General features: G+C 72.9%; 30 protein-coding genes. 19 read left to right on the top strand and 11 right to left on the bottom strand.

The features are described 5' to 3' along the window. Positions 1 to 9 precede the first annotated feature (9 nt). The gene (locus ACFY10_RS32110; protein ID WP_390668994.1) at positions 10 to 915 is read right to left on the bottom strand and encodes a universal stress protein; all 906 of its coding nucleotides are present in this window, start codon (positions 913 to 915) and stop codon (positions 10 to 12) included. Between the two features lie 169 nt (positions 916 to 1,084). Between ACFY10_RS32110 and ACFY10_RS32105 the strand changes: the two genes are divergently transcribed. After that, on the top strand, positions 1,085 to 2,833 hold the full coding sequence (locus tag ACFY10_RS32105; protein ID WP_390668725.1) for a SulP family inorganic anion transporter: 1,749 nt from the start codon (positions 1,085 to 1,087) through the stop codon (positions 2,831 to 2,833). A gap of 154 nt (positions 2,834 to 2,987) precedes the next feature. On the opposite strand, the gene ACFY10_RS32100 is transcribed toward ACFY10_RS32105, so the two are convergent. From ACFY10_RS32100 to ACFY10_RS32090, 3 genes are all read right to left on the bottom strand, one after another. Continuing rightward, on the bottom strand, positions 2,988 to 3,905 hold the full coding sequence (locus ACFY10_RS32100) for an NADP-dependent oxidoreductase (protein WP_390668724.1): 918 nt from the start codon (positions 3,903 to 3,905) through the stop codon (positions 2,988 to 2,990). A gap of 43 nt (positions 3,906 to 3,948) precedes the next feature. Beyond that, the gene (locus ACFY10_RS32095; protein WP_390668723.1) at positions 3,949 to 4,323 is read right to left on the bottom strand and encodes an MOSC domain-containing protein; all 375 of its coding nucleotides are present in this window, start codon (positions 4,321 to 4,323) and stop codon (positions 3,949 to 3,951) included. 185 nt (positions 4,324 to 4,508) lie between these two features. Continuing rightward, the gene (locus ACFY10_RS32090; RefSeq protein WP_390668722.1) at positions 4,509 to 4,733 is read right to left on the bottom strand and encodes a hypothetical protein; all 225 of its coding nucleotides are present in this window, start codon (positions 4,731 to 4,733) and stop codon (positions 4,509 to 4,511) included. Positions 4,734 to 4,942: 209 nt separating this feature from the next. On the opposite strand from ACFY10_RS32090, the gene ACFY10_RS32085 reads away from it, so the two are divergent. Both ACFY10_RS32085 and ACFY10_RS32080 read left to right on the top strand, forming a co-directional pair. Next, on the top strand, positions 4,943 to 5,407 hold the full coding sequence (locus ACFY10_RS32085; RefSeq protein WP_390668721.1) for a cyclic nucleotide-binding domain-containing protein: 465 nt from the start codon (positions 4,943 to 4,945) through the stop codon (positions 5,405 to 5,407). Between the two features lie 43 nt (positions 5,408 to 5,450). Beyond that, positions 5,451 to 6,110, top strand: a complete 660-nt coding sequence (locus ACFY10_RS32080) for a CBS domain-containing protein (RefSeq protein ID WP_390668720.1) — start codon at positions 5,451 to 5,453, stop codon at positions 6,108 to 6,110. 49 nt (positions 6,111 to 6,159) lie between these two features. On the opposite strand, the gene ACFY10_RS32075 is transcribed toward ACFY10_RS32080, so the two are convergent. Then, positions 6,160 to 6,747 (bottom strand): hypothetical protein, encoded by a 588-nt coding sequence (locus ACFY10_RS32075; protein ID WP_390668719.1) that lies wholly within the window; start codon positions 6,745 to 6,747, stop codon positions 6,160 to 6,162. A 224-nt stretch (positions 6,748 to 6,971) separates the two neighbouring features. Here ACFY10_RS32075 and ACFY10_RS32070 point away from each other — a divergent pair, with 224 nt between their 5' ends. Then, a complete protein-coding gene (locus tag ACFY10_RS32070) occupies positions 6,972 to 7,673 on the top strand; it encodes a response regulator (RefSeq protein ID WP_390668718.1) in 702 nt (233 codons plus the stop codon). Position 7,674: 1 nt separating this feature from the next. Here ACFY10_RS32070 and ACFY10_RS32065 read toward each other — a convergent pair whose 3' ends face one another. The 4 genes from ACFY10_RS32065 to ACFY10_RS32050 all read right to left on the bottom strand — a co-directional run bounded on the left by ACFY10_RS32065 (position 7,675) and on the right by ACFY10_RS32050 (position 12,615). After that, a complete protein-coding gene (locus ACFY10_RS32065) occupies positions 7,675 to 8,469 on the bottom strand; it encodes a universal stress protein (RefSeq protein ID WP_390668717.1) in 795 nt (264 codons plus the stop codon). A gap of 128 nt (positions 8,470 to 8,597) precedes the next feature. Beyond that, on the bottom strand, positions 8,598 to 10,967 hold the full coding sequence (locus tag ACFY10_RS32060) for a glycoside hydrolase family 65 protein (protein WP_390668716.1): 2,370 nt from the start codon (positions 10,965 to 10,967) through the stop codon (positions 8,598 to 8,600). After that, positions 10,964 to 11,737, bottom strand: a complete 774-nt coding sequence (locus ACFY10_RS32055; protein ID WP_390668715.1) for an HAD family hydrolase — start codon at positions 11,735 to 11,737, stop codon at positions 10,964 to 10,966. Before ACFY10_RS32055 ends, ACFY10_RS32060 begins: the two co-directional genes overlap by 4 nt. 2 nt (positions 11,738 to 11,739) lie before the next feature. Next, positions 11,740 to 12,615 carry a universal stress protein gene (locus ACFY10_RS32050; RefSeq protein ID WP_390668714.1) on the bottom strand — a complete coding sequence of 292 codons (876 nt, stop codon included), beginning with the start codon at positions 12,613 to 12,615 and terminating at the stop codon, positions 11,740 to 11,742. Positions 12,616 to 12,916: 301 nt separating this feature from the next. On the opposite strand from ACFY10_RS32050, the gene ACFY10_RS32045 reads away from it, so the two are divergent. Continuing rightward, a complete protein-coding gene (locus ACFY10_RS32045) occupies positions 12,917 to 13,141 on the top strand; it encodes a hypothetical protein (protein WP_390668713.1) in 225 nt (74 codons plus the stop codon). Positions 13,142 to 13,217: 76 nt separating this feature from the next. Further along, positions 13,218 to 13,727: a flavodoxin domain-containing protein gene (locus tag ACFY10_RS32040; protein WP_390668712.1), complete on the top strand. Its 510-nt coding sequence runs from the start codon at positions 13,218 to 13,220 to the stop codon at positions 13,725 to 13,727. 129 nt (positions 13,728 to 13,856) lie between these two features. On the opposite strand, the gene ACFY10_RS32035 is transcribed toward ACFY10_RS32040, so the two are convergent. Continuing rightward, positions 13,857 to 14,927, bottom strand: a complete 1,071-nt coding sequence (locus ACFY10_RS32035) for a zinc-dependent alcohol dehydrogenase family protein (protein WP_390668711.1) — start codon at positions 14,925 to 14,927, stop codon at positions 13,857 to 13,859. 310 nt (positions 14,928 to 15,237) lie between these two features. Here ACFY10_RS32035 and ACFY10_RS32030 point away from each other — a divergent pair, with 310 nt between their 5' ends. The 5 genes from ACFY10_RS32030 to ACFY10_RS32010 all read left to right on the top strand — a co-directional run bounded on the left by ACFY10_RS32030 (position 15,238) and on the right by ACFY10_RS32010 (position 17,435). Next, on the top strand, positions 15,238 to 15,819 hold the full coding sequence (locus ACFY10_RS32030; protein ID WP_390668710.1) for a hypothetical protein: 582 nt from the start codon (positions 15,238 to 15,240) through the stop codon (positions 15,817 to 15,819). A 64-nt stretch (positions 15,820 to 15,883) separates the two neighbouring features. Further along, positions 15,884 to 16,102 (top strand): hypothetical protein, encoded by a 219-nt coding sequence (locus tag ACFY10_RS32025; RefSeq protein WP_390668709.1) that lies wholly within the window; start codon positions 15,884 to 15,886, stop codon positions 16,100 to 16,102. Positions 16,103 to 16,281: 179 nt separating this feature from the next. Next, positions 16,282 to 16,749 carry a hypothetical protein gene (locus ACFY10_RS32020; RefSeq protein WP_390668708.1) on the top strand — a complete coding sequence of 156 codons (468 nt, stop codon included), beginning with the start codon at positions 16,282 to 16,284 and terminating at the stop codon, positions 16,747 to 16,749. A gap of 54 nt (positions 16,750 to 16,803) precedes the next feature. Then, entirely contained in the window at positions 16,804 to 17,172 is a 369-nt protein-coding gene (locus tag ACFY10_RS32015; RefSeq protein WP_390668707.1) for a hypothetical protein, read from the top strand. A 2-nt stretch (positions 17,173 to 17,174) separates the two neighbouring features. Beyond that, positions 17,175 to 17,435, top strand: a complete 261-nt coding sequence (locus ACFY10_RS32010) for a DUF1876 domain-containing protein (RefSeq protein WP_390668706.1) — start codon at positions 17,175 to 17,177, stop codon at positions 17,433 to 17,435. A 19-nt stretch (positions 17,436 to 17,454) separates the two neighbouring features. On the opposite strand, the gene ACFY10_RS32005 is transcribed toward ACFY10_RS32010, so the two are convergent. Continuing rightward, the gene (locus ACFY10_RS32005; protein ID WP_390668705.1) at positions 17,455 to 18,129 is read right to left on the bottom strand and encodes a cation transporting ATPase C-terminal domain-containing protein; all 675 of its coding nucleotides are present in this window, start codon (positions 18,127 to 18,129) and stop codon (positions 17,455 to 17,457) included. Positions 18,130 to 18,256: 127 nt separating this feature from the next. On the opposite strand from ACFY10_RS32005, the gene ACFY10_RS32000 reads away from it, so the two are divergent. From ACFY10_RS32000 to ACFY10_RS31965, 8 genes are all read left to right on the top strand, one after another. Beyond that, the gene (locus ACFY10_RS32000; protein ID WP_390668704.1) at positions 18,257 to 19,135 is read left to right on the top strand and encodes a universal stress protein; all 879 of its coding nucleotides are present in this window, start codon (positions 18,257 to 18,259) and stop codon (positions 19,133 to 19,135) included. Between the two features lie 101 nt (positions 19,136 to 19,236). Next, positions 19,237 to 19,941: a response regulator transcription factor gene (locus ACFY10_RS31995; RefSeq protein WP_390668703.1), complete on the top strand. Its 705-nt coding sequence runs from the start codon at positions 19,237 to 19,239 to the stop codon at positions 19,939 to 19,941. Beyond that, positions 19,938 to 21,323 (top strand): sensor histidine kinase, encoded by a 1,386-nt coding sequence (locus ACFY10_RS31990; RefSeq protein ID WP_390668702.1) that lies wholly within the window; start codon positions 19,938 to 19,940, stop codon positions 21,321 to 21,323. Before ACFY10_RS31995 ends, ACFY10_RS31990 begins: the two co-directional genes overlap by 4 nt. 81 nt (positions 21,324 to 21,404) lie before the next feature. Further along, a complete protein-coding gene (locus ACFY10_RS31985; RefSeq protein WP_390668701.1) occupies positions 21,405 to 21,806 on the top strand; it encodes a hypothetical protein in 402 nt (133 codons plus the stop codon). Then, entirely contained in the window at positions 21,803 to 22,774 is a 972-nt protein-coding gene (locus tag ACFY10_RS31980) for an FAD:protein FMN transferase (RefSeq protein ID WP_390668700.1), read from the top strand. The genes ACFY10_RS31985 and ACFY10_RS31980 overlap by 4 nt, the downstream gene beginning before the upstream one ends. After that, a complete protein-coding gene (locus ACFY10_RS31975; RefSeq protein ID WP_390668699.1) occupies positions 22,771 to 23,460 on the top strand; it encodes a ferric reductase-like transmembrane domain-containing protein in 690 nt (229 codons plus the stop codon). The genes ACFY10_RS31980 and ACFY10_RS31975 overlap by 4 nt, the downstream gene beginning before the upstream one ends. Next, positions 23,457 to 24,773, top strand: a complete 1,317-nt coding sequence (locus tag ACFY10_RS31970; RefSeq protein WP_390668698.1) for an NADH-ubiquinone oxidoreductase-F iron-sulfur binding region domain-containing protein — start codon at positions 23,457 to 23,459, stop codon at positions 24,771 to 24,773. Before ACFY10_RS31975 ends, ACFY10_RS31970 begins: the two co-directional genes overlap by 4 nt. Further along, the gene (locus ACFY10_RS31965) at positions 24,770 to 24,982 is read left to right on the top strand and encodes a ferredoxin (RefSeq protein ID WP_390668697.1); all 213 of its coding nucleotides are present in this window, start codon (positions 24,770 to 24,772) and stop codon (positions 24,980 to 24,982) included. The genes ACFY10_RS31970 and ACFY10_RS31965 overlap by 4 nt, the downstream gene beginning before the upstream one ends. Positions 24,983 to 25,081 lie beyond the last annotated feature (99 nt).

Below are 25,081 nucleotides of genomic sequence, written 5' to 3'. Positions count from 1 at the left end.
TCAGGGGTGTCAGTCGTGGGCCACGACGGCGACGGGGGCGGTGGCGTGATGCAGGACGGCGTGCGTGATGGGGCCGATGTGCGGACGGAGCGGTGCGCGCTGGTGGCGCCGGCCGACGACGACCAGGGAGGCGTCGGCGGAGGCGTCGACCAGGTAGTTCGAGGGGCTGCCGTAGCGGGACTCCTCGGTGATGGGGAGGTCCGGGAACTTCTGCCGCCACGGGCGCATGACCTCGGTGAGGGCGGCGGCCTCCTGCTGGGCCAGCTCCCGGTGGCCCTCGAGGTCCGCGGGGACGCCGTAGGCGATGTACGGCGACGGGTTCCAGCCGTGCACGACCCGCAGGGACGTGGACCGGCGGACGGCCGCGTCGAGGGCGAAGTCGATCAGCGTCTCGTCGGGCGAGTCGGTGTCCAGGCCGAGCACCACGGGCAGGTAGGGGGCCGCGGTGGACGGGATGCCCGCCGGGTCCTTCGCGTGCTCGTCCAGGGCCTGCTCGCCGGCGCGCACCAGGACCACCGGACGGCCCGCGTGCGCCACGACCTCGTAGCCGACCGAGCCGACCAGGAAGCCGCCGATCCCGCTCATGGCCCGGGAACCGAGGACGAGCAGTTCGGCTTCCTTCGCCTCGCGGGCCAGGACCTCGGCAGGCCGTCCGGCGACCTGCTCGGTGGTCACCTCGACGCCGGGGTGACGCAGCCGCAGCCCTTCGGCGGCCTCACGGGGAACCCGCTCGGTCCAGTGCTGGAACGTCTCGGCGCCGAGCAGCGGCGCCTGTGCGATGGGGTCCGGCACGGCCTCCCAGACATGCACCAGCTTCAGTGCGAGGCCACGCAGACTCGCCTCCCGGGCCGCCCATTCGGCGGCGGCCCGGCTCTCGGGGGAACCGTCGAGACCCACGGTGACGGTACGGGGCATCATGATCTCCACCTCTCGGTCGGATTCGCTTCCAGCGTCGGCCCCGAGAGGGGGCGAGGTGCAGGGGCCGCTGGTCCTGAGCCGGGGCCGACCGGCCCCATATCGGGGAGGTGGCTGCCGCGGTGTGTCCGGCTGGTGGATCCTGAGGTCAGACGGCGAAAGGCGGGCCATGGTCCGAAGATCCGCAGGGTGGCGGGCGGTGCCCGCGGTCGGCACGCTCCTCGATCACTCACGGGCCTGGCGCCGAGTGCTGCCCGGGCTCGCCGCGCTGCTCGGGTACCGGCGGGCGTGGCTGCGCGGGGACCTGCTGGCGGGCGTGACGGTGGCCGCGTATCTGGTGCCGCAGGTGATGGCGTATGCGGGCGTGGCCGGTCTGCCGCCGGTGGCCGGGCTGTGGGCGATCCTGCCCGCCCTCGCCCTCTACGCACTGCTGGGCTCCTCGCGTCTGCTCTCCGTCGGCCCCGAGTCGACCACGGCCCTGATGACGGCGACCGTTGTGGGCCCGCTCGCGGGCTCGGATCCCGGCCGCTACGCCTCCCTGGCCGCCGCCCTCGCCGTCACGGTCGGACTGCTGTGCCTGGCGGCCTGGGCACTGCGTCTGGGCTTCGTCGCCGACCTGCTCTCCCGCCCCGTCCTGATCGGCTATCTGGCGGGCGTGGCACTGATCATGATCGTGGACCAGCTGCCGAAGCTGACCGGTGTGTCCACGACCGGCTCGGCCTTCTTCCCCCAACTGTGGTCTTTCGTACGGCACTTGGGGCAGGCGCACGCGGCCACGGTGCTGTTCTCCGCCGTCACCCTCGCCTTCCTGTTCACGGTGGTGCGGGTGGTGCCCGCGGTGCCGGGCCCGCTGCTGGCGGTGGTGCTGGGCACGGCGGCCGTGGCCGTGTTCGACCTCGACGAGCGGTACGCCATCAAGACGATCGGCGAGGTCCCGTCCGGGCTGCCCACCCTCGCGCTGCCGGACCTCACCGAGCTGCCGCACCTGGTGCTGCCCGCCCTCGGCGTCCTGCTGGTGGGCTACACGGACTTCATCCTCACGGCGCGGGCCTTCACCGGCCGTGACGACGAGGGCCCCGCGCTCGACCCCAACCAGGAGTTCCTGGCGCTGGGCGCGGCAAATCTCGGAGCGGGATGTATGCACGGCTTCCCGGTGAGCAGCAGCGCCAGCCGTACCGCGCTCGCCTCGTCGACCGGCGCCCGCAGCCAGGCGTACTCCCTGGCCGCGGGGGCGGTCGTGCTTGCCGTCCTGCTGTTCCTCAGCCCTCTGCTTTCCCGCACCCCGTCGGCGGTGCTGGGTGCGCTCGTGGTGTACGCGGCGGTCCGCATGATCGACCTGGCGGGCTTTCGCCGACTGGCCTCCTTCCGGCGGCGCGAACTGCTGCTGGCCCTCGGCTGCCTGACCGGGGTGCTGACCCTGGACATCCTCTACGGCGTGATCGTCGCCGTCGGCCTGTCCGTGGCGGAGCTGCTGAGCCGGGTGGCGCGCCCGCACGACGCCGTCGAGGGGCTGGTGCCGGGCGTGGCCGGCATGCACGACGTGGACGACTACCCGCAGGCCCGCACCATCCCGGGCCTGCTCGTCTACCGCTACGACTCACCGCTCTTCTTCGCCAACGCCCAGGACTTCCACCGCCGGGCCCTGGCCGCGGTGGACGAACAGACCGCCCCGGTCCGCTGGTTCGTCCTCAACACCGAGGCCAACGTCGAGGTCGACATCACCGCCCTGGACGCGGTCGACGAACTGCGCCGCGAACTCACCCGCCGCGGCATCGTGTTCGCCCTCGCCCGGGTCAAGCAGGACCTGCTGGACGACCTGGAGGCGTACGGGCTCACCCAAGCGGTGGGCCGGGACCTGATCTTTCCGACCCTGCCGACGGCCGTGGCGGCGTATCGGAAGTGGAGCCGCGAGGGATAGGCGGTGCCGTTTGGATCAGGGTCCTGCCACGGGCCGACGCGGGGAACGGCAGCAAGGTGGATCTTCGTGGTCGGTCCACCGCGAAACCGGCCGACGGCGTGGCCGGCCGGTTCGTCGGCCAGGGCCCTTCTTGCGGGCCCCGGCGCGGCCGACGCTAGGGCCGGAGCACGATCTTGCCGTGGGCGTGCCCCTGTTCCAGTTCGCGGAACGCGTCTCGCACCTGCTCCAGGGGGTAGGTGCGGGCGATGGGCACCTCCAGCTCCCCGCGCGCGGCAAGCCGGGCCAGTTCGCCGACCACGACCGCGCACGCCGCCGCACCTTCTCCGTAGGTTCGCGCCCCGACCCTGGCCGCGGCCTGCCAATCGCGGATCGTGTTGATCCGCTCGGGCCGCACGCCCAACTCCACTGCCAGGTCCACGTAGCCCTCGCCGAACGTGTCGATGAACGCGTCGACGTTCCCGCCGGAAGCCTGCCGGATCCGTTCGGCCACGCCCTCCCCGTACTCGACCGGGACGACACCGTGATCCTTCAACCAGGCGTGGTTCCGCTCGCTCGCCAGCCCGATCACCGTGGCGCCGCGCCGTCGCGCGAGCTGCACGGCAAGAGACCCGACGCCGCCTGCGGCACCGGAGACGACGACCGTGTCGGCCGGTCCGGGGTCCACCGCGAACACGGTGGCGTATGCGGTCGTGCCGGCCACGTACAACGACCCGGCCACGTCCCAGGACAGCCCCTCCGGCAGCGAGGTCAGATTCACGTCGTCGACCACGACGAACTCCGCGTGACTCGCTCTGTTGTGAGTGAAGCCCAAGACCCCGTCGCCCACCGCGAAGCCCCGCACCTGCGGACCGACCTCCACCACGACGCCGGCCAGATCGCTGCCCTGCCCGGAGGGGAACGTCGCAGGCCAGCGTTTGTGCCGCGCGCCCTTGCGGATCATCACCTCGCCGGGCTGGATCCCGGCCGCGCGGACCTCGACCAGCACCTGCCCGGGGCCGGGCGCGGGCCGCTCCACCTCCTCCACCCGCAGCACATCGATCCCGCCGTACTCGTGGAACCGCACCGCCTTCATCGCGTGATCACCACTCCTCGTCGTTGGGACAAGCCTTGGACGGTCACGCCCCGGATGGCCACGTGTCGACCGTGCCATCGCGTTCAACAGCTGAGGAACGGCGTTGTCTTCCCAGGAGCGGCCTGGGGCCGGGCAGTTGGGACTCACCCCACGAGGTGACGGTCAGGGCGTCGCCGACGGCGATCTTGCCGGTCCGTAGCACGGCGAGCTTGGTTCCGAAGGCGACTCCGCGCTGGGATGAGCGCCGGCAGCCCGCGAGGGTGCGCAGTGGTTCCGGGCCTGCCCGCTGCCCCGACTCCTGGTCGACGAGGGTGACGGCGCAGCGGATGGCGAGCTTGGCGTAACCCAGTTCGGTCGTGCCGATCCTGAGGCCGTTGACCCGGTCCTCGGTGTGGGGCTCGGTCCAGCTGTCGATCACGAATGAGCGGCGCCGGGCCGCGTACGGACAGCTTCCGGTTGCACCGGGCGACTGCGTGCACGGCGCACGTCGCAGAGCCAGTGGCGGCCGTGTCGAACTACGGCATCTGAAGATCCGCCGTGACGCACCCAAGAACATTCAGCCCTGGAACGCGACATCCGCGCTTGGGGCAACGCCAGGTCGTGTCAGCTCCTCGCGGGCGTACGCACGACAGTGCGCTCCGGCAGGCGCGTCTTCGTCCCGGCCGTTCCGGTCGTCCCCGTGCCCGACGGCCGACGCGCGGCGCGGCGCTGCTGTGCCCGCAGGACCAGCGCGTCGAGCGCCGCGGTGAGCACGAAGGTGACGGTCATGGCGATCACCAGGAGAACGGCGGACTGCCGCCAGAACTCCGGAGTCAGGCTCGTACCCATGGTGTTCCCCTCCTTTCCGCTCTTTTCCGCTCAGTCGAGTGGCTCTCTCACCACCATCGAACCGCGGGCGGGCGGGTGGCACAGGGTGCCACAGGGGTGGAACGCCCCGCCGGTCGGCCCGATCGTGGGGCCGGGTGGCCCCTGGTCCGTTGCGAGCCGCGCGCACACGCTGGGAGTGGTAGCTCCGTACGCCTGAGTGGAGGCACGCCATGAACGCTCCCGCAACCACGAGCATGCCGCGGGCGCTGCCTGCCGAGCACCGCCAGCGGCTGATGCAGATCGCCCGGGAGGTGTCGTTCCCCGAGGGCACCCGGCTCTTCGAGGAGGGCGGTCACGCCGACCGGTTCTGGATCATCCGCACCGGCACGGTCGATCTCGACATGCGCGTGCCCGGCCGCCGGGCGGCCGTCATCGAGTCCCTCGGGCACAACGAACTCGTCGGCTGGTCCTGGCTGTTCGCTCCGTACACCTGGCATCTCGGCGCCGAGGCGGCTTCGCCGCTGCGGACGTACGAGTTCGACGCCACGACCGTGCGCACGATCTGCCAGGAGGATCCCGCGTTCGGACGGACCATCGCCCGATGGGTGGGCGAGGTCGTCGCCCACCGGCTGCAGGCGGCCCGGGTGCGCCTGCTGGACCTGTACGCCCCGTACGGCAGCGACACCCGGCGGTGAACCCGCCCGCGACCGCGAGGACCGAAGCGATCAAGGAGACGTCGTGCATGCATCCCCGCACATCGTGAGTGACGTGATGACCCGCACCGTCGCCGCCGTCGGCCGCGAGGCCGCCTTCAAGGACATCGTGCGGACCATGCAGGACCGGAAGGTCAGTGCGGTGCCCGTGGTGGACGGCGGGAACCAGGTCGTCGGGGTTGTCTCCGAGGCGGATCTGCTGCCCAAGGAGGAGTTCCGCGACAGCGATCCCGACCGGTACACGCAGTTGCGGCGGCTGTCCGATCTCGCCAAGGCCGGCTCGGTCACCGCCGGTGAGCTGATGACCTCCCCGGCCCTCACCGTCCGCGCGGACGCCACGCTGGCGCAGGCCGCGCGAGCCATGGCGCGGGCCCGGGTCAAGCGCTTGCCCGTGGTCGACGAGACGGGGCGTCTGGAGGGCATCGTCAGCCGGGCGGACCTGCTCAAGGTGTTCCTGCGGGACGACGAGGAGATCGCCGAGGAGGTCCGGCGGGAGGTCGTGTCGTACCTCTTCCCGACGCCTTCGTGCGCTGTGCGGGTCGAGGTCCGGGACGGCGTCGTGACGCTCGGCGGCCGGGTCCACGACACCTCCCTCGTGCCCGTGGCCGCGCGCCTGGTCCGGGCTGTCGAGGGCGTCGTGGACGTGGATTTCGCACTCGACGGGCCGGACCGGACCGCGGGCTGAACACGCAGGACCGGTCCGCGGTCGGCTCCGCGGACCGGTCCCGTTCGCCTCAGCCGGTCGTGTGCCCCCACTGCCGCCCGACCCGCTCCCATTCGGCGCCCCACCGCTCGGTGGCCCGCCGCTGCACACGCAGCCGTACCAGCAGCCCGCCACCGAGCACCACCAGCCCGGTGGCCAGCGCGACTCCGGTGCCGGCCAGCACCACACGTGTCGTCGCCTCGACGGAGTTCACAGGTGCCGACACCAGCCGGCCATGGCCGTCCGTCCACACCGACACCGCGCTGCCCGGCTTCGCCGTGGGCTTCACGTCCGTCGTGCCCGTACGGACGGTTCCCTTCCCGTCGCTCCAGCGCACCGTCGCCCGCACCCGGTCGTACCTCATGCCGGTGACCACGTCCCGGCCGTCGCCGGGCACGGTTTTGACGAGCACCGCGGACACCGGTCGGCGCCCCGCCCGGTCGTGCTCCACCGCCCGCTGCGCTGCCTGCGCCCCGACGACCCCCGCTAGGACCGCTCCGACCGTCGCGACCGCCCAGGCGAGCAGGACGATCCACGCCTCCACCACGTCGCTGTGCCGCCGCAGCGGATTGCTGCGCCAGCGCCACCCCATGACCTTCGCGCGTCTGGCCTTCCGCATCGGTCACACCCCCTCAGGGCGCAATGAGGACGGACACATATAAAAGGTCTCACCACGGCGTCCCCAATGGGAGGGGCAGCCGGTGTTCCGCGAACACGGACCGGGTGCGCCGCGGCCACGAGTGGGGCCGGTCGGCCCTAGTGCGACCGGCCCTCGCGAGTGATGATCGTCGTGACGCACGCCCGCAGTCCGTGCGCCACACCTCCGGGGAACAAGGGGTCGACATGACCGAGGCACGCACGTTCACGGCGCAGGACCCGATCCGCGTCTTCCTGCTCGACGACCACGAGGTCGTCCGACGAGGTATCGCCGACCTGCTGGAGGCCGAGCCGGACATCTCGGTCGTCGGCGACGCCGAGAACGTGGAACACGCGCTCGTCCGGGCGCCGGCGGTGCGGCCGCACGTGGCCGTCCTGGATGTACGCCTGCCGGACGGGGACGGCATCACGGTCTGCCGCGACCTGCGCAGCCGTATGCCGGAGCTGGCCGTGCTGATGCTGACGTCGTTCGACGACGAGGAGGCGCTGCTCGATGCGATCATGGCCGGGGCCTCGGGCTATGTGCTCAAGCAGATCAAGGGTTCGGACCTGGTCTCCGCGGTGCGCACCGTCGCCTCGGGCCAGTCGATGCTGGACCCGGCGACGACGGCCCGGCTGATGCGCTCCCTGCGCGCCGAGCCGGCCGAAGTTCCGGCCGTCGCGCCCGAGTTGGCGGGCCTGTCCCCGCGTGAGCGGGAGATCCTCGCGCTGATCGGGGACGGACTCACCAACCGCGAGATCGGCAAGCGGCTCTACCTGTCGGAGAAGACCGTCAAGAACCACATCTCACGGCTGCTGGCCAAGCTGGGCGTCCAGCGCCGGGTGCAGGCCGCGGTGCTCGCCACGCATCTGGAGCAGCCCGAGCCGGGCGACCGCACCGTGCGGTGATTCACTTCCCCGACGGGACCAGAGCGACGGGGCAGTGCGCGTGCCGCAGGATCGACCGGCCGTCCGGGGCCGACAGCGCGGCCGCCGTGCCGCCCCGGCGCCGCACACCCGCCACGACGAGCTGGGCGCCGACGCTGGCCTCGGCGAGGGCGCGGTGACGGCGGCCCCGGTCCGGCCGAGAGTGCACGGTGACGTCCGGGTACTTCTCACGCAGGCCGGACAGGGAGCCGTTGCCCGGACTCCGGTCATGGTGGTGCAGGACCACCAGATCCACGCCGCGCTCCGAGGCCTCGGCGAAGGCGAATTCGGCCGCTTCCCGGGCCGCCGCCGGCACGCACGCCAGTACGACGGGACCGGTCCGGTTGTGCCTGCCGCGCACGACCAGCACCGGGCAGGAGCCGTGGGCGGTCAGCCGACCGGCGATCGAGGCGTGCAGCAGACGGCGCAACCCGCTCACCCGACGAGTGCCCACCACGGCCAGCGACGCGGCGCGTGCCTCGGACTCCAGCACCGACACCGCTTCGCCCACGAGGACTTCACGGGTGATGATCAGCTCCGGCGCCACTTTGCGGGCCCGCCACTCGGCATCCGTCAATGCCTCGTTCACCCGGTCCCGCAGCCCGGCACCGTCCGGATCCCAGGGCGCCACCCCGGGCAGCACCTGCCCCGAGGACCACGCCAGGGCATGCGCCAACTCCAGTCCCACCCCGCGCCGTTCGGCCTCCCGCGCGGCTGTCTCCACAGCCGCGAGACTCGACGGCGAGCCGTCCACTCCCACCACAACCGGACCGTTCATGGCGGCCCTCCCTTCCAGTGGTCCCAGCCTTCTCCCGCCGGTCCTCCGCCGCACTGGGCCGTACGGGCCCCGAGGCCGCACCGACCGGCCCTTCGGCAGGTCCTGGCGGGCCCGGCCGCGGTTCGCCGTCAGCCTCCGAGCGCCAGTCGGCCCGTCTCCCCCGGCTGCAGGCAGACCGCCCGGTCCGGCAGTCGTACGTCGATCGGTGAGCCGTCGGACGACGGCACGGCGATCTCCAACAGACCGCGCTCGAGCCTCAGTTGCACTCCCCAGTGGCCCTGGTAGCGCAGGGCGAACCCGTACGAGGACAGTTCCGGCAGCGGCACGGGATCGAGCCACAGCGCCCCGCCCCGTGTCTCCAGTCCGGTCAGTCCGCGCTGGACGAGGTCGAGGGTGCCGGCCATGGCGCCCAGGTGGATTCCCTCGCCGGTGGTGCCGCCTTGAACGTCGGCGATGTCGCCCTGGAGGGCCTCCTGGCAGAACTTCCATGCCTCTGCGCGCCGGGCGCGGGCCAGGACCCAGCCGTGGACCAGGCCGCTGAGTGTGGAGCCGTGGCTGGTGCGCCGCAGGTAGTGGTCGACGGTGCGCCGCCAGGTGTCCTCGTCGAGCCGCAGCCCCAACCGCCGGAACAGGCTCTGCAGTTCGGCCGGTGCGAAGAGGTACCCCAGCATCAGTACGTCGGCCTGTTTGGAGGCCCGGTAGCGGTTGACGGTGTCGCCTTCCGCCTCCAGGATCCGGTCGAGGCGCCTGATGTCGCCGTACCGCCGGCGGTAGCCGTCCCAGTCGAGTTCGGCAAGGTCGCCGTAGCCCTCGAACTGGCTGATGACGTCGTCGTGGAAGGGCACATGGAGGGTGCGTGAGACGTCCTCCCACTGTTCGAGTTCGCCGCCGTCCAGACCTGCCCGCTCGACGAGTTCGCGCCGCCGGGGCTCGGGGAGGGAGCCGAGCAGTTCCAGCGTGCGGGCGAGCACCCAGGCGGCGGTGACATTCGTGTACGCGTTGTCGTCGAGGCCGGGCTCGTGCGCGCCGGGGTAGGCGTCGTGGTACTCGTCGGGGCCGACCACGCCCTTGATGCGGTGGCGTTTGAGGGCCTCGTCGTAGACGGCCGAGTCGGCCCAGAAGCGGGCGATCTGCAGCAGCATCTCGGCACCCTTGGTGTGCCGGAACTCGGTGTCGCCGCTCGCCTCGCAGTACTGCCACACGTTGTACGCGATGGCCGAACCGACGTGGTGCTGGAGCCGGGAGTGGTCGGGCAGCCAGCGCCCCGAGCGAGGGTTGAGGTGCAGCCGCTGGGTCTCCTCGCGCCCGTCGCTGCCGCTCTGCCAGGGATACAGCGCACCGCGGCGGCCCAACTCCCGCGCGGCGGTGCAGGCCTGTTCGAGTCGCCGGTGACGGTAGCGCAGCAGGGCGCGCGAGACCTCGGGGAAGTGCAGATTGAGATAGGGCAGGACGAACAGCTCGTCCCAGAAGACGTGACCGCGGTAGGCCTCGCCGTGCAGTCCCCGGGCGGGCACGCCGACGTCGAGGTCGGCGGTGTGCGGGGAGACCGTCTGCAGGACGTGGAAGAGGTGCAGCCGCAGGATGCGGCCCGCCTCCCCGGCGACGTCGAGGCCGGCGCGGCGCCAGAGCTGATCCCAGGCCGTGAGGTGCGACTCGACCAGTTCGTCGAAGCCCGGCGCCCGGGTCACCCGGTCGACGGCGGCGTACAGCGGGTCGCTGATCGCCGGATCGTGCGAGGTGTGCAGGGCGACGGTCTTGTCAACGGTGGCGGTGCGGCCGTCGGCCAGGTCCAGGTGCAACAGCTGTGCGGCGCGCGGGACTTCGTTTCGGACCATGACCGTTGCGTCGGTGTTCAGACGGGCCGCCATGCCGATGCGGATGTCCGACGTCCGGGTGCGGCAGCGCAGCCACACGGTGTCCGGGGCGGCGGTGCCGGTGTGCACGTGGGTGAGGTGGCGGCCGTCGAGGTCGCGGTAGCGCTCGACTCCGGAGTTGGTGACGCCGCCGTCGAGGGCCGCCTCGACGTCGAGCCGGCCGGTGAAGCCCTCGGCCGTGAACTCGGTGCGCAACGCGGCCAGATGGGGGTCCGCCATGTGCAGAAGGCGATGCTGACGCACCGCCAGCACCCGCCCCTCGCCGAGGTCGTAGCGCGTCCGTCGCTCCAGCAGCCCGGCGGACAGATGCAGGGTCGTGCGGTGCTCGAGCACGGTCGCGGTGTCGGGGGTGAGCCACGCCCGGCCGGGGAGCCGGAAGCGCAGCGGCAGCCAGTTCGGCACGTTGACCATGTCCTCGTTCTCGACCCGGTGGCCCGCCACGTCGGAGGTGAGGCGGTTGTAGCAGCCGGCCACATAGGTGCCGGGGTAGTGCACCTCGTCCGCGGCGCACTCGGGCAGTGCCCCCCGCGTGGCGAAGTAGCCGTTGCCCAGTGTGCACAGTGATTCCCTCAGGCGTTCGTCGGCGGGCTCGTAGCCCTCGTACTCCCAGGTCCAGGCCGTCACTTCGACGCTCCTTGCACGAGGAGTTCTCCGAGGTCGGGTACGACGATGTCGGCTCCGTGCTGCAGCAGCCTCTCCGCGGTCTCCGGGTCGGCTGCGCGGTCCACGCCGATCACCAGGGCGAAGCCGCCGCGGTGGCCCGCCTCCACGCCGGCCAGGGCGTCCTCGACGACCGCGGCACGGCCGGCGGGGACGCCGAGCCGGCGCACCGCCTCCTCAAAGAGGTCGGGCCGCGGCTTGCCGGGCAGGCCCAGCCGGGCCGCCTCACCCCCGTCCACGAGGACGTCGAACAGGTCGAGAACCCCTGCCCGGTCGAGCAGTTCGCCTGCGTGGCGGGACGCGGAGGCCGCCGCCCGGGGTACCCCGGCCCGGCGCAGGGCACGTACCAGGCGGACCGTTCCGGGGTACGCCGCGACGCCGTGCACGCGCAGCCGCTCGGTGAACAGGCGCTCCTTGTCCGCGGCCACGGCCCGCACCGTCTCGGCCGGCGCGTCGATGCCGCGCGAGTCCAGGAAGGCCGCGGCTCCGTCTAGGCGGGACTTGCCGTCCACGTACCGCAGATAGTCGTCCCGTACGTCGAACGGGCGGCCACGGTCGGGGTCTTGGGGCGGGTGGACGCGCAGGAAGGCATCGAATGCGGTCTTCCAGGCTGCGGCGTGCACCCGGGCGGAGTCGGTGATCACTCCGTCGGTGTCGAAGACGAAGGCTCGCACGTCCCGCAGCACCGGTGCGAGCAGGTCGCGGGACGTGACGGGAGTCGGGGGGCGGTGCACGGTCACGCCTGTTGCGGCACGACCGCCACCGGACAGTCGGAGTGGTGCAGCAGCGTGTGGGCCACCCTGCCGAGCTGGAGGCCGAGGTGACCGCTCCTGCGCTGCGCCCCGACGATCACGAGGTCCGCGGCGGCCGACCGGGCCAGCAGCACCTTGCGCGCCGGTCCTTCGACCGTGCTGCGGCGCACCCGGACCCCCAGGTGGTCCGCGATCGCGTCCTCCAGCAGGGAGTCGAGCAGGGCGGAGGCCCGTTCCTCGTGGCGGTGCGCCGGATCCTCGGCCAGCTTGGGGTGGTCGGCGCCTTCGTGCGCGGGGCAGCGCCAGGCGCGCACGACGTCCAGGGTGCACCCGCGTGCCTCGGCCTCGCGGAAGGCGAACCGCACTGCCTCACCGCCGGTCGCCGGCTCGCCCGCACCCAGCACGATCCGCTCGTGAGTGGCCTCCCGGCCGGCCTCGTCGCCACGGACCACGATCACGGGCCCATGGGCACGGGCAGCCACAGCCAGCCCGACCGAGCCGAGAAGCAGGCCCGCGAGCTCGCTGCGCCCGCGTGAGCCAGTCACCAGTACGGAGGCGTTGCGGCCCTCCCGCAGGAGTGCGGCGACCGCCTCCTCGGGGATCACTTCGGCGCTGACCTTGACCTCCGGGTTGCGCCGTTGGGCGCGTTCCGCCGCGGAGGCGACGATGTGCTCGGCCATCACCTGCTCGGACGGGCGCTCCACGCTGTCGGACGGGACGGCGCCTTCGTAGCGTTCCCACAGCGAGCCGTACACCAGCCGCAACGGCAGACCGTACCGGGCCGCCTCGTCCACGGCCCAGTCGACTGCAGCGAGGCTTCCGTCCGATCCGTCGACGCCCACGACCAGGGGCAACTCCATCTTCCCCACCGCCTTTCGTCGGTCTGTACGGGAACTCGGCCCAGGACTCCACCCTCACCGTGCCACCCGCGGCACGGCGGCAGCAGGGGCCGGTCCGGTCCCGGCCGGGGACGTTCGGCCCATGCCGCCGCGCGCCGGGGAAGCACGGATGCGGGAGAGACGGCAGGGGGCCGCGCGCACGGACACCGAGGGCCACTCGGCCCGGCTGCCTGCCCGCTCAGCCCCTGGGCCGCCCACCGTCCCGGCCACACGCTTGAGGGGAACGGAGAGCAGGCAGTGAAGACGATGGAGGAAGGCAGTCATGATCCCTCTCATCCTGATCGGTGCGGCCGTACTGGGTGCGTGCCTGGTCTTCGGATACAGCTCGTTCGTCGTCGGTTTCGCCCTGATGTGCGCCGGCGTCATCGGCCTGATCGTCTTCATGGCCACGCCCGGCACGGTCCGGCGGCCCGGCGAACGGGAGACGGTCATCGAGGAGCGGCACTTCATCGGCGACCACGACGACCACCGGCACTACCGGACCTGAGCGGGCGTGCAAGGTCGGGTACCGACGGGAACGGGCCGTGGCCGCTTGCGGGCACGAGAAATGCCGAGGTGACGTCATGGACGTACTGGTGGGATACGCAACCGCACACGGATCGACCCGCGGCGTCGCCGAGCGCCTGGCCGCCAGGCTGGTCGAGCTGGGGCTGAAGGCCGAGGCGAGGCCGATGGAGGCGGTGGACGACGCGGACGCCTACAAGGCGTTCGTCCTCGGCAGCGCCGTACACGGACAGGCCTGGCTGGACCCGGCCACGGACTTCGTGCGGGAAAACCTGGACGTGCTGGGGCCACGCCCCGTATGGATCTTCAGCGTCGGGATGCCGGCCGCCCTGCGCGGGCCGTGGCGGCGCCTGGCCCCGAAGGAGATCCCCGTGATCGAAAAGGGTCTGCCGGGCGGTCTGTCCTACCGCGAGCACCGGCTGTTCTCGGGCGTCATCACCCGCGCCCAGCTGCCGCGCGCCGGGCGGGTCATGTTCCGTCTCGTCGGCGGCCGCTTCGGCGACCACCGCGACTGGGCCGCGATCGACGCCTGGGCGTCGGAGATCGCCGGCGTACTGACGCAAGGCTGACGCGGGCCGGCATCGCCAGGCGCGGTCGGCACGCGTCAGCAACGGGCGGACGTCGTTTCTCCTTCTTCCGCCGTGTTTCCTCCTTCTGACATGACGCATGCTCCCGTCAGCTCGCGTGCCGTGCTCCCGTCATCCCGCGTGCACGGCGACGACCTCACGCTGTGGTCCGCCGAGGACGATCTTGAGCGCGCTGGTCTCGGCGGCGTGGGCGAAGACCTCGTACGCCTCCTCCATGTGGTCGAGCGGGAAGGTGTGGGTGACCAGTTGCGAGGTCGGCAGGCGCCCGGCCGCCGCCATCCGCAGCAGGGTGGGCGTGGAGTGGGTGTCGACCAGCCCGGTCGTGATGGTCACGTTCTTGATCCACAGGTCTTCCAGGTGCAGGGTCGCGGGCTTGCCGTGGACACCGATGTTGGCCACGTGCCCGCCGGGCCGCACCATGCGGGTGCACAGTTCGAAGCTCTCCGGCACGCCGACCGCCTCGATGACGACGTCGGCGCCGAGCCCTTCGGTGAGGTCGGCGATCAGTTGCTCGGGAGCCTCGTGGGCGTCGGCCACGGCCTCGGCGCCGAGCTTCCTGGCTGCCTCCAGACGGGCGGCCGCCAGGTCCACGGCGACGATGCGATCGGGCGAGAACAGCCGCGCCGTGGCGATCGCGGCCAGGCCGATGGGCCCGGCACCGACGACGGCGACGGTGTCTCCGGGACGCACGTGCCCGTTGAGCACGCCCACTTCGTAGGCCGTCGGGAAGATGTCGGCCAGCAGCACGGCGTCCTCGCTGTCCACCGCGCCGGGCAGCGGGTGCACGGAGAGGTCGGCGTAGGGGACGCGCACGTACTCGGCCTGGGTGCCGTCGACGAGGTGGCCGAGGATCCAGCCCCCGCCGCCACGGCACTGGCCGTACATGGCCTCACGGCAGTAACGGCACCGTCCGCACGCGCTGATGCAGGAGACCAGGACCCGGTCTCCGGGCCTTACGGTGCGCACGTCGCTGCCGACCTCGACGATCTCGCCGACAGCCTCGTGCCCCAGTACCGTGCCGGGCCGCACCTCGGGTACGTCGCCCTTGAGTATGTGCAGGTCCGTCCCGCAGATGGTGACGGCGGCGACCCGCACGATCGCGTCGGTGGCTTCCTGGATTTCGGGGTCGGGAACCTCTTCCCAGGCGGCCTGCCCGGGGCCGTGGAACACGTAGCCTTTCATGTCGCGCCTCACCCTCCTGATCGCCTGCGGGATCTCGGACCCGGCGAACCGCCGTCGGCAAGCAGAAGCCGAGCATCCGACGCGCCGCCGGGATTGCCCCGCACGTCCAGCTTGTCCCGGGTCCGTGGGATCCGCATGGGCCGGTTGGCCCCGTCAGGTGACCGGCCGCCGCCTTCACGGGTGGGCGGAGAGCGGCCGAGCACAGGCCGACCGGCCCCGGATCCCACCCGGTCGGCCCCTGTCCCGCCTCGCTCCACCGGGTCACCTTCGGAGGGTGCCGGGCACAACGAGCGCCCAGGAGGGCGGACCGATGCGCAGCAGCGGGACGAGGAAGCGACTGTGGCGGTGGCGGAGCAATCCTCTGCGACGGAGCGACGACATCGTCGAAGCCTGGATCGTCCTGGCGATATGGGCGGTCATCGCGGTGGGAGGCACCATCGCCGGGCTGGTGACGGCACACGCGGCCGCCGAGGAGTTCGCCCAGCAGCGTGCCGCGCGGCATTCCGTGCAGGCCGTCCTGCTCAGCGTCGTCCCGCAGGATGTGCCCGCGGTCAGGGAAACGGCGCACCGGACCCTGGCGAAGGTCCGCTGGACGGCCCCCGACGGCACCACCCGTAGCGGATACACCCGGGTGAGCACCGGCCTGCAGGCCGGATCCCGGCTCGCTGTCTGGCAGGACGACGGCGGAGCCCTCACCACCGAGCCGACGGGTCCGGCCGCGTCGGCCGCCGAGGCTGTTCTCTTCGGTGCCGCTGCCGCCCTCGCCTTCTCCGGTGCCACGTTCGGCGCCGGGGCCGCCGTACGGTGGCGACTCGACCAACGGCGCTTCGCCCAGTGGGGCAGGGAGTGGGATCTGGTCGGCCCGCAGTGGGGCGGCCGCAAGGCTGGTTGATCCTGGGATCACCGGCACGATCGTTTTCAGGGAAGACTCCCTGCTGCGGCGTGGTGGCGTGCCGGTGGCCTTCGAAGTGGCCCGCGAACCGGACGTGCCGCCGGATGTGCTCGTGGTCCGCAAGCTGAGCGCGGCCCGGCAGCCTGAGGGGGTCGGCGCCGTCGGCGAGAACGGGGTCCGTGAGCCCCGCGCCCCGGCAAAGGTCGCCGATCCGGCCCGGGACCGGTTCACCGCCCGCCTCGCCCGTCCGGCGACCGGCACGCCACCACGCCGGTCGGCATGACCGCGGCCCAACCGTGCGGCCACGTCGTCGTTTCCCCCTCCACCCCTCGGGGGGCCTTGAGTTGCAAGGCCGAACAGGCCCTGGAAGCACACCATTTGGCCCTCTCCCCCGGCCGACCTCTGCCTGAGGTCCACTGGAAGTGAGGAAGACCCGCGTTGTTCGAGGAACAGGAGAGCGCCATGGCCACGTCCCCCACCCTCCGCCACATCACTCCGGGCGCCACGGTGCCGCCTCCCCGGCCGCACACGCCGGCCGCGGCCACCCTCGCGGCCGGCACGGCCACGCGTGAGGGCAACCCGCTGTCCACCGTCGACCACGTCGCGGACTTCTACGGTGCCTACACCGACGCGCTGACCGACCAGGGCCGTGGGCAGCTCGTCGACGCACTGCGCCGCCACTACCTCACGCCGGAGCTGCGCCGCAGCCTGGCCCGCTGGGAAGCGATCCACCACCGGGACGGGGTGCTGCGCGCCGCGGGCATTCCGACCGCCTGGCAGGTCGACTACAACGACAGCGGCACGGGGCACTGTTGGAGCCGGGTCACTCTCACCTGGGAGGACGCCGCGAACCAGTCCCACCACACCCATCTCATGGTCCAATCCAACCTCGAGACGCGACGCATCTCCGGTATCCGGGCGGAGGGGTAGCCGCACTGGCGTGGCACGGGGGCCGGTCGGTTCAGCCGGGAAGGGTGCACCCCGATGGCGTCCGCAGATCGGGGGCTGGAGACGGCCGCGCTGGTTCTCGTGGTCGACGTGGTTGTGGACACCGGCGAAGTCGCCCGTGTCCACGCGGCCGCGAAGGCCAGCCAGGACGCCGTGCACCGCTTCTCGGACGCCTCGGGCCTGCGGCTGACCGGGAACACGGGGCCGATCAGGACGAAGGCCGGCGCTCCTGAGGAACCGGCCCCCGAGGACACCTCGCCGAACCGAGCGCCGACACAGACCATGCCGCCTCCCTGGCGGGCCCTTCGGCCCTGGCCCGGCGCCGGAGATGCGCGCAGGCTGAAAGTGGGCGCAGCGGCCGGTCAGTCCGGTACCTCGTGCCCCACACCTTCCGCTCGGGAGTGATCATGATGGAAGCCAAGCAGTGGACCGTGCAGATCTACATCACCGAGGACGGCGACGACACCCACGCACGGGCCGTCCTGACCACCCTTGACACGTCGACCGTCACCGGCCGGGGTGTGGCCCGTCGCAACCCGATCGACCGCTCCATTCCGGAGATCGGTGACGAGCTCGCCGCCAGCCGGGCGCTGGAGGACCTCGCCATCCGACTCCACGACGTCGCCTCCGACGACATCGTCCAGTTGGCAGGTCCTGCCGAAGCGTGACGGTCTGCCGACTGGGCAGTCACTGGCGCGCTCCGTCGGATCCGTGCAGCGCCGTCTGAGCGCCGCGTACGGCCAGTTCGGCCAGGAGGACGGTGGACGCGGTGCCCAGGCACAAGGCCCACTGGGTCGCGTCCAGCGGGACGGTGCCGAAGACCGTGCGTGCCCAGGGCAGTTGGACGGCGGCGACCTGTACGGCGAGAACGCCGGCCAGGCACAGCCACAGGGTCCGGTTGCGGAGCTGGTGGCGGCCGAGCAGGGAGCCGTCGTCGGCACGGGCGCACAGAGAGTTGAACAGCTGGAACAGGACGAACGCGGTGAACGCCATGGTCAGCGCGGTGTCCGTGCCGAAGGCCGAGCGGGCCAGGGCGAGCAGGACCACGGTGCCGAGGGCCATGACCGCGCCGGCCCGGCTGATGGCGTACAGCCGACGGGCGTCCAGGATCCGCTCCCCCGGGTCTCGCGGCGGGTGGCGCATGACGTCGTCGCGGGCCGGGTCGACGGCCAGGGCCATCGCGGGCGGCCCGTCCATGATGATGTTGATCCACAGCAGTTGGGCAGCGGTCAGCGGGGCTGGCAGTCCGGCCGGGGAGGCGCCCAGCAGGGCCAGGATGGCCCCGATGTTGGTGGCCAGCTGGAAGCGGCAGCCTTCTCCCGCCCGGCTGCTGCCCCACAGGGCCGGACAGGCCCCATCCACGCACCGTCCGGCCCTCCCGGGCGGGCGGTCTGTCCACGACGCTGGAAGAGACGGAAGCGGGTTGTATGCGCGCGGCGCGGCGCCCCTTTCCGACGCATTCCCGTCGCGCCGACAGTGGAGGTGCGCCATGACCGGACCTGTCATCGTCGGAATCGACGGTTCCCCCGCAGGTACGACGGCCGCATGGTGGGCCGCTCGGGAAGCCCTGGACAGGCATTTGCCCGTTGTCCTGCTCCACTCGTGGACCACCCAGCCACTCAACGTGCCCATCGTCCAGGAAGCTCGCGGCAAACAGCAGTACGGGCGTGAAGTGCTGCAGCGAGCCGAAGCCGAACTGCTCCACCGCTACGACGGTCTGGCTGTCACGACCCAACTGGTACGGGCCTCCGCCGCACAGGCCCTTGTGGACCAGAGCGAGCACGCGGCGCTGCTCGTGCTCGGCTCCCGCGGACACGGCTCGGCGGCGAGCTTCCTGCTCGGCTCCATCAGCCTGCACGTCCTGGGCCTGTCCCAGTGCCCGACCGTCACGGTCCGGGCCGGCGATCCCACCGTCGAAGCCGGGTGGGGGCATCCGGTGGCCGCGGGGCGCAATGAGATCGTGGTCGGCGTGCAAGAGCCGGCGGCGACCGCCGACCCTCTGCTCGAATTCGCCTTCACCACCGCCGAGTTGCACGGAACCCGGGTGCACGCCGTACGGGCTCTTCCGCTGTTGCGTCCGCATGCGGTGCCCGTCGGCCAGGACGCCGGCCGCCACGAGGCGGAGGAACGCGCGCGGCTCACGGCAGCGCTGGCGCCGTGGCGCGAGAAGTTCCCCGACGTCCCCGTCGTCGAGCAGGTCACCGCAGGCCCGGCCGCGCAGGTGCTGCTGTCCGCCGCCACCCACAGTCAGCTCACGGTCGTGGGACGCCGCCGGCATCCGTCCCGCCTCACCTGGAAACTCGGGCCCGTCGCGCACGCGGTGCTGCATCACGTGCCGGGTCCCGTCGCGGTGGTTCCGCACGACTGAGGGGTGGGTCTAACGGCCCTGCTGTCAGGCTCCGTGAGCAGCGCAGACTGAGTCCTGTGCGGACACGGCGGACCTGACCGTCCAGGAGGTGGATCGCAAGCATGAGTGGACGGGACCGAGGATCGTCCGAGGAGACGCGGGTGCTGGTCGTGGAGGACGATCGGGGCATCGCGGAATCCCTGGTGCGCGGTCTGCGGCAGGCCGGATACACGGTCGAGGGGGTCCACACCGGCCGGGCGGCCCTGGCGGCCGCGTCCAACGACGTCGTCCTCCTCGATCTGGGGCTGCCCGACATCGACGGGGTCGAGGTGTGCCGGCGGCTGCGCGCCCGGTCGGACGCCGCAATCATCGCCGTGACGGCACGGGGTGAGGAGGCGGACCGCGTGGTCGCCCTGGACGAGGGTGCCGACGACTATCTGGTCAAGCCGTTCGGGCTGGCCGAGCTGCTGGCCCGGATCCGCGCCGTGCTGCGACGCCGGCGTCCGGCCGGGCCCGAGATCCTGCGTCATGGGCCGCTGGCCGTCGATCTGCGCACCCGCCAGGTCTCGGTGGACGGCCGCCCGGTCGCGCTGACGCCGAAGGAGTTCTGCATCCTGGAGTGCCTGGCCGCCGATCCGGGGCGGGTGGTGAGCCGACAGGAGATCCTGGAACGGGCCTGGGACGCCCACTGGTACGGCCCCACGAAGGTGCTGGACGTGCACGTCGCGGCCCTCCGCCGGAAGCTCGATGCGCCGGGGCTGATCGAGACGGTGTATGGGCACGGGTTCCGGCTCGGAACGGTCGAGGGACTCCAGGAACCGCCGTGACCCGCCGGATCGCCCTGACGTTCCTCGTCCTGACCACCGTGCTGCTGGTGCTGGCGGTGGTACCGCTCGGGGGGCTGATGACGGCCCGGGAACGCGTGTCCTTCCGCGACGATCAGCGGTCGGCCACCCGCGTGATCGCCTCGGCGGCCGAGGAGCACCTCTCCGACCACCGCTCGGCCACCCCGATGCGGAAGGAACTGGACGTCGCCGCCGAGGCGGGGGACTGCGCCGCCGTGTACGACGCGTCCGCGCGGCTGGTGGCGAGCACGGAGTGCGCCGCCGCCCGGGGTGAGGAGGCGCGCGAGCTGGTGAATCGGGTGCTGGCCGGGCATGAGCCGGAGCCGCCGGAGAATGAGGGCCGTCTGCTCGCCGCCGAACCTGCCGGTGACGTCCGGCGGCCCGCGGGAGCCGTCGTGCTGGCTCGTTCCGCCGCGCCCCGCGATGCCCGGATCGCCGCGATCTGGGGCTGGTCCGCCGGGATCGGCCTGCTGGGGCTCGCCGCGTCCGTGCTGTTGTCCGTACGCCTCGCCCGCTGGGTGAGCCGCCCCCTGTCGAGTCTGGATTCCGCCGCCCAGCGGCTGGGCGAGGGGGATCTCGGAGAACGGGCGGTCGTCGACGGAGGGCCGCCGGAGGTGCGCCGGCTGGCCGCCACGTTCAACACGATGGCGGGCCGTACGGAGGCTCTGGTCCACGGCCACCGGGCCGTGATCGCCGATGTGTCGCACCAGCTGCGTACTCCGCTGGCCGCCTTGCGGCTGCGGCTCGACGTCCTGGCGGCCGGGGCCGAGGGCGACACCGCGGCGGAGCTCGCCGCCGCTCAGGGGGAGATCGCCCGGCTGTCCCGACTGGTCGACGGTCTGCTGGCGGTGGCCCGCGCCGAACAGGCGATCCCGCGCCCGGTCGCCGTCCGGGTCGACGAGGTGGTGGCGGAGCGCGCGGACGCGTGGTCGCCCGTGGCCGAGGAGCGCAATGTGCTGCTGACTGCGCCCCCGGGCCCCGCCCTGACCGCCTCGCTGGGCAGCGGGCACCTGGAGCAGGTCCTCGACAACCTGATCGCGAACGCTCTGGACGCCGTTCCCGACGGCGGGAGTGTGACGGTCGGCCATCGGGCGGCGGGCCGCTACGCCAGAGTGCGGGTGAGGGACGACGGTCCCGGCATGGACGCCGATGCCAAGGCAGTGGCGTTCCACCGGTTCGGCAACCCGGAGGCCAGGGGCACCGGCCTGGGGCTGGCCATCGTCCACCGGCTCGCCACCGTCAACGGCGGCACCGTACGGCTGGAGGACACTCCGGGCGGCGGGCTGACCGTCGTGCTGGAACTGCCGCTGTGGACAGGTGCTTCTCCGGCACCGAGATCTTTACCGGATCTGAAGAAGAGGTGAGCAGGTTCCCGGGACCCGGCTGCACAGCCTGGAAATGCACGCAGCCGAATCCAGGCCGCCGATCCTCCAGGAGCCGCTGCCATGTCCTACCCGCCCGAGCCCTCTTCGCCGCACGACTTCGGCCACTCCGCCGCCCCGCCCGGTGGCGCGGCGCGCGCACGCGATCGCGGGGTGTCGCGCATCCGCGGCCTCACCCGGTGGATCGCCGTCGCGTCCGTCGCCGGCGCCGCCGCCCTGGGCACCGTGTACACCCATGTGCTGCCCGGCAGTTCGGCGTCGCCCGCCCCGGCCGGTCCGGTTGCGCACAACCCGGCGGCACCCTCCTCCTCGGCCGCCCGCGCGACGGGCGGGGACGACTCCGGCGAGCACGAGGGCGACGACGGCGAGGGGGGCTCCCGCACCGCGCAGCCGTCGCTGCAGGCCCCGGCCCAGCCGCCCGCCCCCACCCGGCAACAGCCCCAGACCACGACGGGGGCGTCATGACGACCTCGCCCCCGACCATGACACCGCCCGCGGAGGCGGCCTTCCCGGCTCTCGGCACCACGGCTGTTCTGCTCGTGACCGACCCAGCCGCCCTGCCCGCAGCGGAAGCGGTCCTGCGCACCGAACTGGCCGCCGTCGACGCGACGTGCAGCCGCTTCCGGGCGGATTCCGAGCTCACCCGCGTGAACCTGGCCGCGGGCACCCCGGTGACTGTCGGCCCGCGCTTCGCCGAGGCGCTCGAGGCCGCGCTCCGGGCGGCCGAACTCACCGACGGCGCCGTCGACCCGACCGTCGGCCGCGCGGTGATCGCGCTCGGCTACGACCGTACGTTCGCGTCCGTACGGCCCGAGGACGCCCGCCCCCTGCCGGTGTTCCGGCCCGCTCCCGGCTGGCGCCGGATCGGGTGGAACCCGCGCACCCGGACGCTGCACCTGCCTCCGGGCACCTTCCTGGACCTGGGCGCTACCGCCAAGGCCCTCACCGCCGACCGGGCCGCACGCCGGGCCGCCGCCACCGCCGGCTGCGGTGTCATGGTCAATCTGGGTGGCGACCTGGCGGTGGCCGGGCCGCCGCCGGACGGCGGCTGGCGGATCGCGTTCGCCGACGACCACGCCGGGCCCGCGCCGGACCACTGCCCCGCGGTCACCGTGACCACCGGCGCGCTGGCGACCTCCGGCATCCGGGTGCGGACCTGGCGACGCGCCGGACGCACCGTGCACCACATCGTCGACCCGGCCACCGGCGAACCTGCCGCCCCCGTCTGGCGCACCGTCACCGTCGCGGCCGCCACCTGCGTGGACGCCAACGCCGCGAGCACGGCGGCGATCGTACGGGGCCACGCGGCCGTCGACTGGCTGCGCGGTACCGGGCTGCCCGCCCGTCTGGTGGCCGAGGACGGCCAGGTCGTACGCGTCGGCGGCTGGCCGCCCGACACCCCCGCCACCGCTTCCGACGGAGGTCCGCGATGACGACCCTGGCCCTGGCGGGCAGCCCACTCTGGTATGCCAGCCGCGCCGGCGGCACCCTGGCGCTGCTGCTGCTCACCGCCACCGTGGTGCTCGGCATCGCCTCCGGCGGACGCGCCGCACCCCGCAGCATCGGCCGCTTCGAGATCGGCCTGCTGCACCGCTACCTGTCCCTGCTCACCCTGGTGTTCCTCGTCCTGCACGTCGTCACCGCGGTGCTCGACCCCTTCGTCCACCTGGGCTGGGCGGTGACGGTACTGCCGTTCACCGCCTCGTACCGGCCGCTGTGGCTCGGGCTCGGCACCGTCGCATTCGATCTGCTGCTGGCGGTGCTGGTCACCAGCGCGCTGCGGCTGCGGATCGGGGTGCGCCGCTGGAAGGCCGTGCACTGGCTGGCGTACGCGGCCTGGCCGTTCGCCCTCTTCCACGGCGTCGGAACGGGCACCGACACCCGGCTCTCCTTCCAACTGTGGCTCTACTCCGGGTGCCTGGCCTCGGTGGTGGGCACCGTGTGGTGGCGGCTGGCGAAGGCCGGTCCGGGCCGGGCCGCGGCACGCCTCGTGGCCGCCCTGACCACGGGCGCCGTACCGGTGGCGCTGACCGCATTCCTGGCCGCCGGGCCGCTGCAGCCCGGCTGGGCCCACCGTGCCGCCGCCACCACGGCGCTCCACCTGGGGGGCGGCCGGTGAACACCTCGGCTCCGACGGCCACCGGTGTGGCCGTCGACACCCGCCTCCTCGCCGGCTGGTATGCCACCGGCCGGCCCGCCGACCTGACCGACCACCTGCACCGGTACGGAGCGCCGCCCGTCACCGCGACGCGCGGCAACGGCCACTCCGCGCCGCTGATACGGGCGTTGGAGGCGGCCGGGCTCACCGGCCGCGGCGGCGCCGGGTTCCCGACCGCCCAGAAGCTGCGCGCGGTGGCCGCGGGGCGGGGCCGCGCCGTGATCGTCGTCAACGCCATGGAGAGCGAGCCGGCCAGCCGCAAGGACCAGTTCCTGCTCGCCGTGGCGCCCCACCTCGTCCTGGACGGTGCCGTCCTGGCCGCGGAGGCGGTCGGCGCCGACACCGTGCACATCTGCGTGCCGCGCGCCCGCCCGGCGCAGTACTGGCAGCTGAGCGCCGCCCTGGACGAGCGCAGGCGAGCCGGCCTGGATGCCGTCTCCCTGCAGCTGCACGGCCTTCCGCACGCGTACGTCTCCAGCGAGTCGACCTCCCTGGTGCGCTGGCTCAACGGGGGCGAGGCCCGCCCGCAGGGCACCCCGCCGCGCAGCCACGAACGCGGTGTCGGACGGCGCCCCACGCTCGTCCACAACGCGGAGACCCTCGCCCATCTCGCCCTCGTCGCCCGCTACGGGCCCGGCTGGTTCCGGCAGGCCGGGACACCGGACGAGCCCGGCACCACGCTCGTCACCGTCTCGGGCGCGGTCGCCGCGCCCGGTGTGCTGGAGGTTGCGCTCGGCACACCGCTCGATGCGGTCCTCGACCGCGCCGGGGGACCCGCCGAGCCGTTGCAGGCGATCCTGCTGGGCGGCTTCGGAGGCGTGTGGCTTCCGGCGGAACACCTCGGCACTCCCCTCACCCGGCACGACCTGGCCCCGCTCGGCGCCGCGCCGGGCGCGGGGGTGATCGTCGCGCTTCCCCACTCCGCCTGCGGGCTTACTGAGACGGCCCGGATCCTCGCCTACCTGGCCGCACACAGCGCCCGGCAGTGCGGCCCCTGCCTCTTCGGGCTGCCCGCGGTCGCCGAGGACTTCGCCGGCCTGGCCGCCGGACGGGCCGACCCGCTCCTGCTGTCCCGGCTGCGCCACCGCACCGGCCTGCTGCCGGACCGGGGCGCCTGCCGCCACCCCGACGGCGCTGCCCGCCTCGCCGCCTCCGCCCTGCGCACCTTCGCCGACGACATCGACCACCACCTCACCTACGGCATCTGCGCTGCCGCCCACCGTCCGCCCCGGCTTCCCGTACCGCCCGCAACCGCCCCGGAGACATGGCGATGACCCGCACCAGAACCCTCCGCATCGACCGCACCGCCTGCACCGGCCAGGGCCTGTGCGCCGAACTCCTCCCAGAACTCGTCGACCTCGACGAATGGGGCTACCCCATCATCGAGCGGACGACCGTCCCCGCCCGCCTGCAGACCCACGCCCGCCGTGCCGTCGCCGCCTGTCCCGTCCTGGCCCTGCGCACGGAGCGCACACCGCGATGACCCCTGCAACCGCGTCCGGGCCGTCTGTTCGGCCCTGATTGCGGGCCGTTCGTCCCCTGCCGCCCATGCCCCGCGAGGCGGTGTGATGGACGGGGACCG

It is taken from the genome of Streptomyces sp. NPDC001401 (assembly GCF_042895385.1).
GTDB lineage: Bacteria > Actinomycetota > Actinomycetes > Streptomycetales > Streptomycetaceae > Streptomyces.
The sequence above is the reverse complement of the archived record's forward strand: the minus strand, read 5'-3'. Positions and strand labels throughout refer to the sequence as shown.

Bases quoted from the DNA above. Each gene is read 5' to 3' on its own strand.
- ACFY10_RS32110 (WP_390668994.1), bottom strand. From the start codon at position 915: ATGCCCCGTACCGTCACCGTGGGTCTCGACGGTTCCCCCGAGAGCCGG.
- ACFY10_RS32105 (WP_390668725.1), top strand. From the start codon at position 1,085: ATGGTCCGAAGATCCGCAGGGTGGCGGGCGGTGCCCGCGGTCGGCACG.
- ACFY10_RS32100 (WP_390668724.1), bottom strand. From the start codon at position 3,905: ATGAAGGCGGTGCGGTTCCACGAGTACGGCGGGATCGATGTGCTGCGG.
- ACFY10_RS32090 (WP_390668722.1), bottom strand. From the start codon at position 4,733: ATGGGTACGAGCCTGACTCCGGAGTTCTGGCGGCAGTCCGCCGTTCTC.
- ACFY10_RS32085 (WP_390668721.1), top strand. From the start codon at position 4,943: ATGAACGCTCCCGCAACCACGAGCATGCCGCGGGCGCTGCCTGCCGAG.
- ACFY10_RS32075 (WP_390668719.1), bottom strand. From the start codon at position 6,747: ATGCGGAAGGCCAGACGCGCGAAGGTCATGGGGTGGCGCTGGCGCAGC.
- ACFY10_RS32070 (WP_390668718.1), top strand. From the start codon at position 6,972: ATGACCGAGGCACGCACGTTCACGGCGCAGGACCCGATCCGCGTCTTC.
- ACFY10_RS32065 (WP_390668717.1), bottom strand. From the start codon at position 8,469: ATGAACGGTCCGGTTGTGGTGGGAGTGGACGGCTCGCCGTCGAGTCTC.
- ACFY10_RS32050 (WP_390668714.1), bottom strand. From the start codon at position 12,615: ATGGAGTTGCCCCTGGTCGTGGGCGTCGACGGATCGGACGGAAGCCTC.
- ACFY10_RS32045 (WP_390668713.1), top strand. From the start codon at position 12,917: ATGATCCCTCTCATCCTGATCGGTGCGGCCGTACTGGGTGCGTGCCTG.
- ACFY10_RS32040 (WP_390668712.1), top strand. From the start codon at position 13,218: ATGGACGTACTGGTGGGATACGCAACCGCACACGGATCGACCCGCGGC.
- ACFY10_RS32035 (WP_390668711.1), bottom strand. From the start codon at position 14,927: ATGAAAGGCTACGTGTTCCACGGCCCCGGGCAGGCCGCCTGGGAAGAG.
- ACFY10_RS32030 (WP_390668710.1), top strand. From the start codon at position 15,238: ATGCGCAGCAGCGGGACGAGGAAGCGACTGTGGCGGTGGCGGAGCAAT.
- ACFY10_RS32020 (WP_390668708.1), top strand. From the start codon at position 16,282: ATGGCCACGTCCCCCACCCTCCGCCACATCACTCCGGGCGCCACGGTG.
- ACFY10_RS32015 (WP_390668707.1), top strand. From the start codon at position 16,804: ATGGCGTCCGCAGATCGGGGGCTGGAGACGGCCGCGCTGGTTCTCGTG.
- ACFY10_RS32010 (WP_390668706.1), top strand. From the start codon at position 17,175: ATGATGGAAGCCAAGCAGTGGACCGTGCAGATCTACATCACCGAGGAC.
- ACFY10_RS32000 (WP_390668704.1), top strand. From the start codon at position 18,257: ATGACCGGACCTGTCATCGTCGGAATCGACGGTTCCCCCGCAGGTACG.
- ACFY10_RS31995 (WP_390668703.1), top strand. From the start codon at position 19,237: ATGAGTGGACGGGACCGAGGATCGTCCGAGGAGACGCGGGTGCTGGTC.
- ACFY10_RS31985 (WP_390668701.1), top strand. From the start codon at position 21,405: ATGTCCTACCCGCCCGAGCCCTCTTCGCCGCACGACTTCGGCCACTCC.
- ACFY10_RS31980 (WP_390668700.1), top strand. From the start codon at position 21,803: ATGACGACCTCGCCCCCGACCATGACACCGCCCGCGGAGGCGGCCTTC.
- ACFY10_RS31975 (WP_390668699.1), top strand. From the start codon at position 22,771: ATGACGACCCTGGCCCTGGCGGGCAGCCCACTCTGGTATGCCAGCCGC.
- ACFY10_RS31965 (WP_390668697.1), top strand. From the start codon at position 24,770: ATGACCCGCACCAGAACCCTCCGCATCGACCGCACCGCCTGCACCGGC.